Genomic DNA, 13,758 nt, shown 5'->3' with positions numbered 1-13,758 from the left:
GTCACAGGCTGACGTAGAATGAATCATTCCAGCGCCGGATTACGGCTGGTTGATTACATTTTACCCAATCGGAGCGTTGCCCTATGCTGTTTACCCTGAAAAAGTTTGTCGGTGGCCTATTGCTGCCGCTCCCGCTGCTGCTCGTGGTGATGGGGGCCGGGTTGGTGCTACTCTGGTTGAACCGCGGAACAAAAACCGCCCGGCTGCTGCTGAGCGCAGGCTGGCTTATATTGCTGGCGCTAAGCCTGCAGCCGGTAGCCGATCGGCTACTGGCGCCGCTGGAGGCCCATTATCCCACCTGGCAGCCACAGGGGGAAACCGTCAAGTGGATTGTGGTGTTAGGGGGCGGGTATACCTGGAACCCCGCTTGGCCCCCCAGCGCCAATTTGATTAACAATAGCTTGCCGCGAGTGACGGAAGGCATCCGCCAGTGGCGCGCCCACCCCGGCGCGACGATGGTATTTACCGGCGCCAACGCACCCGGTAATCTAGTCAGCAGCGCCGAGGCCGCTTCCCGCGTGGCGCAAAGCCTGGGCGTGCCGGCGTCGGCAATTGTGACGTTGGACAGCCCGCGCGATACGCGCCAGGAAGCGGCGAGTGTCGCCAGGCTGGTCGGACAAGCGCCGCTGATGCTGGTGACTTCCGCTAACCATCTGCCCCGGGCGATGGGCTTTTTTACCGCCGCCGGGCTGCAGCCAATACCAGTGCCGGCAAATCAGCTTGCTATCACCAGTCCTCTGCAGCCGCGGGAGAAAATACTGCCCTCGCCGCTTTGGCTGGATCACAGCGAGCGTGTCTGGTATGAAACGCTCGGGCAAGTATGGCAGCGGCTGCTGGCGATGACGTCCCGCCCTGCCCCTGCCGGGAGCGGCAGCCCAGTGCCGGTCAGCGATAGCGATGCCCGAAAATAAGCTCGGCGGAGGTTGCCACCCTGTCAGCGTCGCGGCATAGGCAAAACGGAGTGCTAACATCCTCTTTGACGCGGCGGCGCAGTCGGCACGATACGTTACCACCCTTTAAGGCGACCACGGTACGTTAACCCGCTTTCAACGCGGCGGCAGAGGCGCCACCGAGCGCTAATGTTTTTCGCCGGCGCGCTGCGCCAAGGCAAGACCAGACAAGAACTCTATGCAGGCCGAGAGACCGGTAAAGCCCAATGCGCCTAACGGCCGATTCGGTGACGCCGCCCTCGACGTCGCCGCGCGCTACGCCTTAGTCCAACCACGGGAGGAGCTCCCGCCTTGCGCGCACGAACACGTCACGGTCCAGCTGACCGGTGTGAATATAGCGCGCCGCCGCCTCCCAGATGGCATACAGCCAGCGCCGGCAAAGAAATGCCTCCGCTACCGGCGCGCGGCTGAGATAGTGAAACAGCAACGCTTCGCTCAGCCCTTCCTCGCAAATGAGGCCATAGACCGTCGGCAGCCGTATTTCGCCTTCCCGGGCCAGCATTGACAGCTTATAGGCTTCCTGCTGGGCAATACCCGGGCACAAAAAGCTTTTCGCCACCAGGGATAGGGCATGGCCCTCTCTGTCGTACATGGCATACAGGTGGGCATAAGGTTGCTAGCTGATACGTTCAAGCCGGATCAACGGCTCACCAAAAACGGCGCTTAACTCAGCGCGTAACTATTCCATGACATCGCTAACCTTATTTTCGGCACTGGATTAAATCGGCGGGCACCGCGCGGTACCTCAAGACATCATGGGGAGGTTCGGCGTTTAAAACGTCGCGCTAGATCAAACAAAGGCGGGAAATCGGCGCGAAACCTCGACAGGCCATCGCGCCGGCCTACACGGAAGAATTAGGTCTGTTGCTGCTGCAGCAAACGGACCTGAGCCAGCTCTTGCGGCGTGTCCACACCCATGCCGGGCGTGACGATCGCCACCGCGACGTGAATTTTTTCGCCATACCACAGGACGCGCAATTGTTCGAGGATCTCGATCTTTTCCAGCGGACTGGCCGACCAGCTGACGTAGCGGCGGATAAAGTCGGCGCGGTAGGCATAAATCCCGATATGACGCAGCAGGCCGTGAGAAAGTTGCTCGCGGCTGCGGGCAAATCCTTCGCGGTCCCACGGGATAGTGGCGCGGGAGAAATACAGCGCATAACCACGCGCATCGACAACCACTTTTACCGCGTTGGGGTTGAATGCCTCTTCTGCGGTCGTAACAGGCACCGCCAGTGTCGCCATGCCGGCCTCAGCACCCGCCAGGTTATCCGCCACCTGACGGATGATTTGCGGCGGAATGAGCGGTTCATCGCCCTGCACATTGACGATGATTTGATTGTCAGGGAAATCGTAGCGATCGATAACCTCTTGCAGCCGCTCGGTGCCGGACTGATGATCGGGACGGGTCAGGAACACTTCGCCGCCGGCCCGCTCGACCGCGTCGACCACCCCTTGGTGATCGGTGGCGACAATAACCCGATCGGCGCCGGAGGCTTGCGCTCGTTCCATAACGCGCACCACCATGGGTTTGCCGTTAATATCGGCCAGCGGCTTGCCGGGCAGGCGGCTGGAGGCGAAACGGGCGGGAATAATGGCGATAAAACTCATGAATTGGTCTCGTCCAGCGTAATGGCGCGCGCTTCGCTTTCCAGCAGCACAGGAATACCGTCACGCAAGGGGTAAGCCAGCGCATCGGACTTGCAAATCAATTCCTGTCGTTCATTGTTGTAGTAAAGTTTGCCGTTACAAACCGGGCAAGCGACGATTTCCAATAGGCGATGATCCATGATTCCTCCAGGGGTGGCATGGCTCTGCAAGAGAGTGTGGTGCAGAGAATAACATAAGGGTACGGGGCCGGTAATCTTCGCCGGCCATCGTTGCCGTCTATCGCAGCAATTGCTGTCCATCATCATTTTTTTTGGTGAGATGTTATTGATATGTAGCGAGGGAAAGCGTATTATTTTTGTGAACTGAATCACACTTTAAAGATTAATAAGACAGGCCTGCCATGAAAACAGTAAATAAAATCATTGCTCTGTTCGCTAATTTTAGCCGCTAAGCAATAACACGTCGCTCGGACGGCCCGGTTAACGCAGGTTAACCGGGCCGTTTGTTTTCTTGCGGCCTGTGCCATGCGTGCAGCCGGCTGGCGTAGGTCGGATAGCGGCACCCGACGCCGTACATCGGATATCCGCCCCTACGCCCTGGCGCCCGTACCTCAGATATCTGCCCGTGCGCCGTGACGCCCGACATCAGGTAGCCGCCTCGCCGTCTGCCGTTGGCCGGTAGCGCCGAATCGCCTGCAAAATCGGCATCAGCAATTCCGCTTCCGCGCCGGCGGGCAGGTGCGCGTTAACCGGCAGATACCACCAGTTGGCGCGGGCAAAGGCGCGGCATTTAACCGCGTCCTTCTCCGTCATCAGCAGCTGTTCCTCCGGCGCGGCCAGCGCATCAAGCATCTGCTGCCGGTAGGCCTGATGATCGCCAAACGCCACCTCCCGCACCGGCGTTACGCCGCCAGCGCGCAGCGTGGCGAAAAACCGCGGTGGATGGCCAATGCCAGCCATCGCCACTACCGACGTCGGGCTGGCGAGGGCGCGGCGTTCGCCGCTCAGTAGATTGACCGCCGCGCCGGCAACAAGGCGCATGGGTATCTCGTCAGGGCGAGCGTCGTCGCCGTTGACGATGACAGCCTGCACCGTTTGCAGGCGCGCGGCCCGCTCGCGCATGGGGCCGGCAGGCAACCACCAACCGTTGCCGAAACGACGCTCACCGTCGATGACCACCCACTCAATGTCCCGACCCAGCGCGTAATGCTGCAAACCGTCATCGGTCACCACCACGTCCAAGGGGTGTGCACGCAGCAGCGCCGCCACCGCTTCGGCACGTCGCGGCGCTACCGCGACCGGCGCAGCGGTGCGCAGCCAGATAAGCAGCGGCTCGTCCCCACACTGTTCGCTGGAGGTGGTCGCATCCACCAGCAGCGGGTAGTGCGCCGCCCGCCCGCCGTAGCCGCGCGACACCACCCCGACTCGCCAGCCCCGCTGCTGCAGTTGCGTTACCAGCCATAGCACCACCGGCGTTTTGCCGTTGCCGCCGGCGGTCAAGTTGCCCACCACCACTATCGGCAGCGGAAAACGATGCACTTTACGCCAACCGCGGCGGTAGCTGAAACGGATAATCGCCGTGGTAAGGCCATACAACCAGGAAAACGGCAACAGCAGCCAATACAACCGCGAGGCGCCGGACCAGATACGGGCTATCATTGGCCGAACTGTAACCGGTGAAGCTGGGCGTAAACTCCTTGACGCGACATCAATTCCTCATGATTGCCGCGCTCCACGATCCGCCCCTCCTCCACCACCAGGATTTCATCGGCTTTTTCGATGGTGGATAGGCGATGGGCAATGAGCAGGGAAGTCCGGTTTTTCTGCAACGCATCCAGCGCTTTTTGGATAGCCCGTTCGGATTCGGTATCGAGCGCCGAGGTGGCTTCGTCGAGGATAAGGATTGGGCAATCGCGCAGCAGCGCGCGCGCAATGGCAATGCGCTGACGCTGGCCGCCGGACAGCAAGACGCCGTTTTCGCCAATTACCGTGTCCAGACCCTGATCCATTTTTTCGATGAAATCCATGGCGTAGGCCATGCGTGCCGCGTTTTCAATTTGCTCACGGGAGTAGGTGGCCTTGCGGGCGTAGGCGATGTTGTTGGCGATAGTATCGTTGAACAAATGCACGTTTTGGGACACCAGCGCCACCTGATTACGCAGCGAAGCGAGCTTATAGGCGCGTAAATCGGTACCGTCGAGCAAAATCTGACCCTGCTGGATATCATAAAAACGCGTCAATAGATTGGCGATGGTCGATTTCCCGGAGCCGGAGCGACCAACTAGCGCTACCGTATGGCCTGCGGGAATGCTCAAACTGATATCGTGCAGCGACGGCGTCTCTTTACCCGGATAGGAAAAAGTGACGTGGTCGAAAGCGATATCCCCTTTAACGCGCTCAACTTCCACCGTGCCCTCATCTTTTTCGGTTTCCATATCAAGAATGGAAAACAGCGTCTGGCAAGCGGCCATGCCACGCTGAAACTGGGCATTGACGTTGGTTAAAGATTTTAGCGGACGCATCAGGGCAATCATGGACGAAAACACCACGGTGATGGTACCGGCGGTCAGGGTTTCCATCACCGACGGGAAGCTGGCGGCATACAGGACAAAGGCCATCGCAAGCGACGCGATAAACTGGATCAGCGGATCGGAGACCGAGGAGGCGGCCACCATTTTCATCCCTTGTTGGCGCATGCGATTGCTGACGCTGTTAAATCGCTCGTTATCCACCTTTTGGCCACCGAAAATCAGCACTTCCTTATGCCCTTTAAGCATCTGTTCAGCGCTGGTGGTCACCTGGCCCATGGTGTTTTGCATTCTTTTACTGATCTGGCGAAACCGTTTTGATACCTGCCGGATGGCAAATGACACCACGGGCGCAATCACCACCAGAATCAGCGACAGCTGCCAGCTGTAATAGAACATCATCGCGAACAGGCCAATGATTGAAACGCCCTCGCGAATGACGGTAATCAGCGCGCCGGAAGACGATGAGGCTACCTGCTCGGAATCATAGGTAATGCGCGAAAGCAGTGTGCCTGTTGATTGCTGGTCGAAAAAAGACACCGGCATGTCCATCATGTGGTTGAACAGCCGGCGACGCATGTTCATCACCACCTTGCCGGAAACCCAGGATACGCAATAGCTGGAGACAAAGCCGCTGACGCCGCGCAGCACCATCAGGCCAATCACCACCAGCGGCATCCAGACCAGGATACGGCTATTGGCTTTGCCAAAGCCATCATCCAACAGCGGTTTGAGCAGCGATAGCATGAAAGTATCGCTGGCGGCATTGAGTATCAGGGCAATCGCCGCAACGATCAGACCTGCCTTGAAAGGTGAGATCATCGGCCAGAGGCGACGGAAGGTCTGCCAGGTGGAGAGATCTTTATCGTTTAGCATTCATTTACCAGTGCCGGGACTAAATAGCCGCCTATTCTACCTATTTAGCGCGGCGACGCCAAACCACTGATGATACCATCGACGGGAAATTTGACCCCGATAGGCCAAAACGTCATACCTGTGCGGATAAAAGCGCACGCTCAGCTGACCGCTGACTGCGGTATCGCGCCAGCGAATGCCCAGACGCTGGTAGCGCTGCACCACAGCCTCCGCCGGCAGACGCCATGGACTGTAGCGGCCCGCTGAGGCTAACGCCACCTGCGGGCGTACCGCCCGCAAAAATGCGCCGGTGGAGGACGTTTTACTGCCGTGATGGGGTACTTGCAGGACATCGGCGCGCAACGCGCGCCTATCCAAACGCAACAACGCCCGTTCCGTCTGCGCTTCAATGTCGCCGGTGAGCAGCTGATCTTGCCCCGCCATCTCCGTACAGCTTTTGTATCTTAAGTTAACGAAGCCCGCTGCCGCCGGTATTCTCTCGGAGAGTGATATCCCAGCGCGCTGTGCGGATGGTTTTCATTGTAATGCGTGAACGCTGCTGCAAGGTTTCGCAGGGCTGTTCTCGCATCCGGTTTTGGCATGAACTCGATATAGTCTTCCTTCATCGTCTTCACGAACCGTTCGGCCATGCCATTGCTCTGCGGGCTGCTCACCGCTGTTGTGCAGGGCTCCAGATCCAGTTCTCTGGCGAACCTCTGCGTTTCATGCGCGGTATACGCTGAACCGTTGTCCGTCAACCACTGCACCGCTGTATCGGGTAACCTGTCGCCGAAGCGCTTTTCTACCGACCTCAGCATCACATCCTGCACGGTCGAACTGTCGTAGCCTACAGTGCTCGCAGCCCAGTCTATGGCCTCTCTGTCGCAGCAGTCCAGTGCGAACGTGACCCGCAGTTTTTCACCGTTGTCGCAGCCGAACTCGAAGCCATCTGAACACCAGCGCATATCGCTTTCTGCCACCGCGATCCTGCCCTTATGCTCACGCCTCGGCCGCTCTGGTTTTCAATGTAATAACAGCAGGTTATGCTCACACATGATCCTGTAAAGTCGTTTCGCATTTACCGGCGGCAGTCCCTCTGCGCGACGTTGTTTACGCAGGATGCCCCACACCCGCCGATAGCCGTAGCTGGGCATATCGCTGATGATGTCGAGGATGTCCGACAGTATTTCAGCGTCTGCTTCGTCATTACGCCGGTTACAGCGCCTGTCCTGCCAGTCGGCAGAACGCTTAATCCGCAGTGACAGCGGCGCACGCGACACGCTCATGGCGCGGCTGACCTGTGCTATTCCCCGGCCTTTGGCAACAAGGGCGCGTGCGCTATCCATTTTCGTGACTGGCCGTACTCCACGGCTTCTTTTAGGATCTCAACCTCCATCGTCTTCTTACCCAGAAGGCGCTGGAGCTCCCGGACCTGCTTCAATGCAGCTGCAAGCTCAGAGGCAGGAACAACGTCCTCCCCGGCAGTGAGGCTGCCTTCCTGATATTGCTTTTTCCACTTAAACAGCAGGCTGGGCTGGATACCGTGCAGTCGTGCGAGATGGGAGACATTCATGCCGGGCTCCATCCTCTGCTGAATAATGGCCATTTTTTCCTGAGGAGTTTTACGTTTACGGACTTCTTGACCTAACAGGATCCCGGTCATATCAAAATTGGCGTTAGTGTTAGACATATATTCAAGCCTATCTCTTATCTGGATATACAGCTACTGTCTGGTGTTTCAGGGGGATAAATCAACGTGGGTGCGAGTTCAATACAGCGCTGCTTTAGAAGAGATTAGCAATAGCGGGGCGAGGGGAGGCCATTTAGGCTTGGGCTGTTACGGGGGATTATTATCCGCTCTGCACGCTCTGCCTTATGCCTACAGCTTCAGTGCGGCAGTGTATCACATGGTCAGTACGCAATCGGCTAGATTGCTCTTATCCCTTTCTTGCTCAATCAGGAGCCAGCGGTGTAATGAAATTTTAGGCTGACGAGCAACCATTTTGAATGGCTACTCCTTGCGGTGTATTACGTGCAGAGAAAAGGGGAGCGCCAAGAAGTTTGTAAGCATAACGGCTTCCACGCGCTTTGCCCCCTTCGATTGGGTTGAACAGGTGTCCATGTGCGCGCTGCGCAAAGGTAGCCCTAGGTAAAGACGCTAACGAGGGGGTGAGTGGATCGGGTGGCGCCGGGCGCGGCTCATGCAGGGTAGCTGCCACCTCGCCATGGTACATTAACGGGCAGTGTCGTAAGAATAGCCAGCCTGAGCTGTACAAGCTGCCAGAGCTGCCTAAGCTACCCAATGGCAAGCTTTTCCCGGCAGGCATAAAAAAACCCCGCCAAAGCGGGGTTTTTCCATCATGATAACTTAAGCCTGGGGCTGAGTGACCACGTCTTTGATGCCTTTCACTTCGATCTCTACGCGACGATCCGGGGCCAGGCAGCTGATGACAGCAGCACGACCTTTCACGCTGTTACAGGTATTGCCAGTAACCGGGTTGGATTTACCCATACCGCGTGCGGAAATCTTGTCAGAAGGAATACCTTTGGAAACCAGGTAGCTTACGACGCTCTGCGCACGTTCTTGCGACAGTTTCTGGTTGTACTGCTCGGTACCGATACGGTCGGTATAGCCCAGAACGACGACAGAACCGTCTTTCGGATCCATCGAGCTCAGCTGGGAGTAAAGCTGATCCAGCGCCTGCTGACCTTCCAGTTTCAGCGTGGATTTGTCGAAGTTGAACAGGACGTCAGACTTCAGGGTGAAGCGTTTGGTCTGAACAACCGGAGCCGGAGCAGGGGCAGCGACGTCATCCTGGCCAAAGCGATAAGAAACGCCGACGCTCAGCAGGGAGTTATCAGGACGGGCACCCACGGTACCGGCGTCACCGATGTTGTTAACCCACTGGTAGTCCAAACGGGTAGCCCAGTTTTTGGTCCAGGCATATTCCAGACCCACAGCGGACAGCGGGGAAACCCCAGTGTCGTGTTCGCTTCTGCGGCCACCATTAACGACGTTACCGTTGTTATAAGCGGCTTTGGAATCAGCACGCCATACCATACCGCCCAGACGGGTGTATATGTCCAGGTCGTCGGTCAGCGGGTAGCTCAGCTTGGCGGCCAGGGAAACGCCCTGCGCTTTAAAAGCACCGTTGTTCACGCTGCCTTTGTATGCCATACGGCCCAGCCAATCGTAGCCCAGCTCGAAGCCCAGGTAAGGGTTCGCCTGATAGCCAACGAAAGCACCCGCGCCCAACTGGTCATCTCGGGTAGGACCGTTGCCGATACGGTTGTCGAAACCGTTACCGTAGAAACCGGTGTCGTGGTACTGGGACCAGCCCAGTTTGCCTCCGGTGTACCAGGTGTCGTCTTTCGGAGCGGCTTGCGCTACGGTTGCGAAACCTGCCAGTGCCACTGCAAGTGCGATAGCTGTCTTTTTCATTGTTTGCGCCTCGTTATCATCCAAATAGGCAATGAGCTTTTAAAGCTAATTTAAGAAATCCATTGCCGGTGTTCGTACTCAGGCTCTGTGCATCGCCATTAAAATAGCGTTATAGAGCAACCCCGGCGAATTGAAGTCTACAACGAAGTAGGAAACTTACAAGTAAGATGTAGTAAGCCGCTAATAAAAAACAGCGTTTCATGGCCTCGCCGAGGGGTAAAACCGGCTAAAAAAAACGCTGGCGATGGAAAAGAAATCGGGTATGGAGCCGCATATTCACTAGATTTATCCCGTTTTGGAGGCGATCATTCGGGCCGACGACCTGAGAATAATCCTAATTTTACTTAATGATACAAAGTTGAATGAATTTTTAACCCTGAAAATTGCCCAGATTGTGGATTCGTGCCGTTTTGCGGATACATTATGAAGCCGAATGTACCACCCTGCTGAGCAGCATTCTGTAAACGGCGCTTGTCCGTTTCCGACAGCTCCGCGGGAAACCAGCCCAGAATGACGCTGAAATTGCCGGTAAGCAATGCCTTTTCCATTGCCGCGACGGTATCGAATGCTGACGGCTGGCGCAACTGCACCACCTTTTGTAACGGCAGGCCCGACTGCGCCAGCCAGGGGCGGCTTAGCCGCCGCGACGATGTCAGCCACAGCAGCCACCGCGATTGCAAACCCAGATGACGCAGCAGCGGCAGCAGAATATGCCCAACCACTGGCTGATCTTCGATATAAACCACTTCGCTGATCCCCCCCTGCGCCAGAGGCGCATTTGCGCTTTTAGACTGTGCGGCATGACGGCGGCGTGCGCCGGTAACGGGTGTGGCATAAGGATGAGTTTGCATTGGATGTCCGCCCCTTCATTACTGTATAAATACACAGTATCCGGGATGTGCGTTAAAATCAACCCAAAAATTCAATCAGCGTCGCAGATCCGTGAATCGGTATTTAAGTTGCGCGAATTAAGTTGATAGCCTGCGGGACGTGATGCGGCGGTCGCGTAATCGCGCCACGCAATGTCAGGTACGACAGGATAAACGCATGGACGCCAACTATAAGTTACGTATTCAACAAACGAGAACGCTGTTCTCGCCATTGGGGGAGATTAAAACCCGTTCACAATTTGGCGGCTACAGCGTGGTGGCTGACGGTGTGATGTTCGCGCTGATCCTTGAAGGGGAGTGCTGGCTGCGCGGCATCCGCGGCAACGAATACCGCTATCGTGAACTAGGCATGCGCAAACTCATCTATACCAAGCGCGGCATCCCGGTATCGCTGAACTATTATCATGTATCAGAAACCCTGTGGGATGCGCCGGCAGCGCTAATAACGCTGGGGAGGCAAGCGCTTGAGGAGGCCTGCCGTGAACGGCAGGTGCGGGCCAGTCACCAAAGTCTGAAGGATTTGCCCAACATCGGGCAGGGTATTGAGCGGCTGCTGTGGAAAGCCGGTATTCAGAATGTGGACGCGTTGCGCAACCATGGCGCCAAAGATAGCTATCTAAAATTGCGCAATATCAAGCAAGACCTCAGCGTGAAGGTGTTGTTTGCCCTTGAAGGGGCGCTAGCGGGGCGTCATCTGGCGACGCTACCCCAATGTTTGCGTAACGAACTGATGGAGTGGCATCGCCGCCATGCCTGTCGGTAAGTTGGCCGTGGGTTAGCTGAGCTGCGCTATCTGCCGGCGACGGCCGATCAATTCAGGGAGCAGCGCCAACAACAGGCCCACCTGCTGTATTACCAGTTGTTCTTGGGCGCCGGTTTCCGTTCCTAACTGCGTAATACGGGTAAGCAGGCGGTCACGCTCCTGGCCGAGACGCAACTGGAAAGCGTCGCCGTTCTGGTGATGCAGGGCATCGTCTACATAGCAGGTGGCGTCATTGAGGACGTTCAGCACCGCCGGGTTGGCAATAAGCCCTCGGTGCGCGCCCAGGGTGGAGATGTAACTGAGGAAAGTATGGCTCAGGCACAGCAGGCGGAAGGCGTTATCCATCATCTCTCCGCCCGCGCGGCGTTCAGCGGACATATTCGACACCACCGACGCCAATTCCGCATCGCGGTTATGAGCGTCTCGGCGCGCCACGCGGTAATCGAGCCGGTTGTCTTTGCCCTGATGATATTGCACCAATATGGCATCCAGATAGCGGCAGTTGGCGGTCAGGCTTTTCTCCACCACGGCGTGCAGGCGGCGAAAGCGCCAGTCGGGCCAGATAAAACTCACCGCCGCCCAGGCGATGGCGCAGCCCACCAGGGTATCGAACATACGTGGCACCGCAACCTCGAAACCCTGGCCAAGCAGGTTGAAACACAACATCACCAGCAGGTTAATAAACAGGGTAGCCTGAGCATATTGGCTGTTGCGAAAGGCAAAAAACAGCGTGCCGCTTAACACTATAAGCACCAATTGTCCTTCGGTGGACGGCACAAAATACAGCACCGGCAGGCCAATCAATACCCCGGCGACGGTGCCGGCAATGCGCAGCGCCAAACGCCGCCGGGTGTCCTGATAGTTTGGTTGGCAGACAAACAGACTGGTCAGCATTATCCAATAGCCATAATGCATGCCGCTTAAGCGGATGAAACCGTAGCCGGCGCACAGCACCAGCGACATGCGTATCGCGTGGCGGAACATGGCGGACTCCGGCGTCAGATTCAGCCGCAGGCGGGTGAGGATATCTTGCCAGCCGGTCAGCTTATCGTCCGACAGATTGTTTTCCTCGGCGGGCATCCGCTCGATGGCCTGCTCGGATTCGATGGTAGCCAATTGGGCATCAATCGCCCGCAGATTGCTCAGTAAAGGGTGGAGTGCCGCAAGAGGCGCGCCCGTGCCGTCGCGGGCGATGGCGGCGTCAAGATGGTTAAATAGCTGCTCGAACCGGGAGTCGTGCTGATAACGACGGCGCAGCAGGATAGACTGCGCGAGGTTTTTGCAGGCGCGGGCCTGCATTTACAACAGACGCTGAAAGCGGAACAACACATCGCTGAAGCGCAATTCCTCACGGAGTTGCTGATAGCGCGCATGTGCCGAACTGGCCCGCTCGTGAATATCCTGGGCGACGAAATAATAGTGCAGGCTGCGTCGGGTGCCACGCTGGCCGCGATCCCCGCGCAAGCGCGTCAGCAACGTGGCTTTTACCTGGTTGAGCGACTCCACCAATTGGCCGTTAGCCATGGCCACCGTTATCAGAATGCTGTCGTCGCTTTCCTCGCTATCGGGATCGAAACAGCCGGCCTTGGCGGAGAGGTAGTGGGCGAGTAAACGATAGCAGCGCGCCAGGTCATCCTGCAGTGGACTGATGGGAAACATTAAGTGGCCCAATAGGGTCAGCACGTTGTACCAAATAGCGCCGGCCAGCAGCAGCAGAGGCTGCAAATACCAGTTTTGGTACAGGGCGGTGCCCAGCATGGTATACACCGCAATCAACAGGGCGCCAAAGACGATTGTGGCATAGCGCTGCCCGAGAGCGCCCAGCAAAATAAAACCGCAGGTCGAACAGGCAAGGCCGAGAACAAACAGCCACGGGTAGGGAAACAGCATCTCAATGGAAACGGCGGCGATAAAAAAGCTCACCAGCGTAATCAGCAAATTGCGCAAACGGCCGCTGAGCCTGTCATCCAGGCTCGCCAGCGCGGCGGCCACGACGCCGAGGGTCAGCGGGATGGTCAGCGTAACCGCGCCAAGCCACCAGGGCAGCGCCGCCGCCCCGCTGAGCGCAATGATGATTTTCAGGTTAGCGCGCCAGAGGCTGTCGAACACCCACTGACGGACGCCGGGAGCGAATGTCAGCACGTCCTGTCCTCTCGCCGGTTAACCATGACGCGGGCCGCGCAGATCCGCCCTTAACCTGTCGGCCTCTTCGACCGGCACCACCCGGCGGCCTACTGGCCAGACCGCGATAAGCGCCAGTTTAAAATTGGCGATACCCAGGGGGATGCCAAATCAGCGTGCAGCATTGCGCAATTCCCGTCAGGATATGCGACAGACACAGCCACCAGCCGAACACCAGGAACCAGAAGACATTAAGCAACGTGCCGCCAGCATTGAGCAGGCCGCTGCGCCGCTCGGGGTAGAGTTCATCCACATGCAGCGCGGTGTTGCCGAACGTCACCAAGGACAATTTGGTTATCTCCCAGCAGGCGCGGGTAAATGGCCAACTGATGATAAGCAAGACACTAAGTAACGTCGCCAGCAGCCAGGCTAAGGTGGTGAAGAAACCGCCGAAAATAAAATTGAGAATATTGAGTAGCGTTCGCATAGCGCTCTGGTGGTTATAGGCAAAAAATCGTTAGCGCTGATTGTCTCTGATCCCTATTGTGAATTCTACTCTGTTTTTCTGGCTGGAGCACGACATCTCAAAGCGGGTACAC

General features: G+C 57.3%; 9 protein-coding genes and 4 pseudogenes. 2 read left to right on the top strand and 11 right to left on the bottom strand.

The features are described 5' to 3' along the window. Nucleotides 1-83: 83 nt before the first annotated feature. Nucleotides 84-911: an envelope biogenesis factor ElyC gene (gene elyC / locus JZM24_RS16480; protein WP_215671023.1), complete on the top strand. Its 828-nt coding sequence runs from the start codon at nt 84-86 to the stop codon at nt 909-911. A gap of 301 nt (nt 912-1,212) precedes the next feature. Here the strand turns inward: elyC and JZM24_RS16475 are convergent. The 9 genes and pseudogenes from JZM24_RS16475 to sulA form a co-directional block, all read right to left on the bottom strand. After that, nucleotides 1,213-1,593: pseudogene (locus JZM24_RS16475) on the bottom strand (protein kinase family protein). A 212-nt stretch (nt 1,594-1,805) separates the two neighbouring features. After that, on the bottom strand, nt 1,806-2,561 hold the full coding sequence (kdsB, locus tag JZM24_RS16470; RefSeq protein WP_215671021.1) for a 3-deoxy-manno-octulosonate cytidylyltransferase: 756 nt from the start codon (nt 2,559-2,561) through the stop codon (nt 1,806-1,808). After that, nucleotides 2,558-2,740 (bottom strand): protein YcaR, encoded by a 183-nt coding sequence (ycaR, locus tag JZM24_RS16465; protein WP_215671019.1) that lies wholly within the window; start codon nt 2,738-2,740, stop codon nt 2,558-2,560. The genes kdsB and ycaR overlap by 4 nt, the downstream gene beginning before the upstream one ends. Nucleotides 2,741-3,205: 465 nt before the next feature. Further along, nucleotides 3,206-4,219, bottom strand: a complete 1,014-nt coding sequence (gene lpxK, locus JZM24_RS16460; protein ID WP_215671017.1) for a tetraacyldisaccharide 4'-kinase — start codon at nt 4,217-4,219, stop codon at nt 3,206-3,208. Beyond that, nucleotides 4,216-5,964, bottom strand: a complete 1,749-nt coding sequence (gene msbA, locus JZM24_RS16455; RefSeq protein WP_215671015.1) for a lipid A ABC transporter ATP-binding protein/permease MsbA — start codon at nt 5,962-5,964, stop codon at nt 4,216-4,218. The genes lpxK and msbA overlap by 4 nt, the downstream gene beginning before the upstream one ends. 36 nt (nt 5,965-6,000) lie before the next feature. Further along, complete coding sequence (locus tag JZM24_RS16450) at nt 6,001-6,387, bottom strand: hypothetical protein (protein ID WP_215671013.1); 387 nt, start codon at nt 6,385-6,387, stop codon at nt 6,001-6,003. 20 nt (nt 6,388-6,407) lie between these two features. After that, nucleotides 6,408-7,606 (bottom strand): annotated as a pseudogene (locus JZM24_RS16445) (IS3 family transposase). Nucleotides 7,607-8,311: 705 nt separating this feature from the next. After that, nucleotides 8,312-9,385, bottom strand: coding sequence for a porin OmpA (gene ompA / locus JZM24_RS16440; RefSeq protein WP_215671235.1), 1,074 nt, complete (start codon nt 9,383-9,385; stop codon nt 8,312-8,314). Between the two features lie 344 nt (nt 9,386-9,729). Beyond that, nucleotides 9,730-10,236 carry an SOS-induced cell division inhibitor SulA gene (gene sulA / locus JZM24_RS16435; protein ID WP_215671011.1) on the bottom strand — a complete coding sequence of 169 codons (507 nt, stop codon included), beginning with the start codon at nt 10,234-10,236 and terminating at the stop codon, nt 9,730-9,732. Nucleotides 10,237-10,432: 196 nt separating this feature from the next. Here sulA and JZM24_RS16430 point away from each other — a divergent pair, with 196 nt between their 5' ends. Next, nucleotides 10,433-11,038 carry a TfoX/Sxy family DNA transformation protein gene (locus tag JZM24_RS16430; RefSeq protein ID WP_215671009.1) on the top strand — a complete coding sequence of 202 codons (606 nt, stop codon included), beginning with the start codon at nt 10,433-10,435 and terminating at the stop codon, nt 11,036-11,038. A 12-nt stretch (nt 11,039-11,050) separates the two neighbouring features. Here the strand turns inward: JZM24_RS16430 and yccS are convergent. Continuing rightward, a pseudogene (gene yccS / locus JZM24_RS16425) lies at nt 11,051-13,180 on the bottom strand (YccS family putative transporter). An 18-nt stretch (nt 13,181-13,198) separates the two neighbouring features. Continuing rightward, a pseudogene (locus tag JZM24_RS16420) lies at nt 13,199-13,646 on the bottom strand (YccF domain-containing protein). Nucleotides 13,647-13,758: the final 112 nt, after the last annotated feature.

Origin of the sequence: Candidatus Sodalis endolongispinus (assembly GCF_018777395.1) — a bacterium.
In the GTDB taxonomy this organism is placed as follows: domain Bacteria; phylum Pseudomonadota; class Gammaproteobacteria; order Enterobacterales; family Enterobacteriaceae; genus Sodalis_B; species Sodalis_B endolongispinus.
This window is presented reverse-complemented; position numbering and strand designations above follow the sequence as displayed.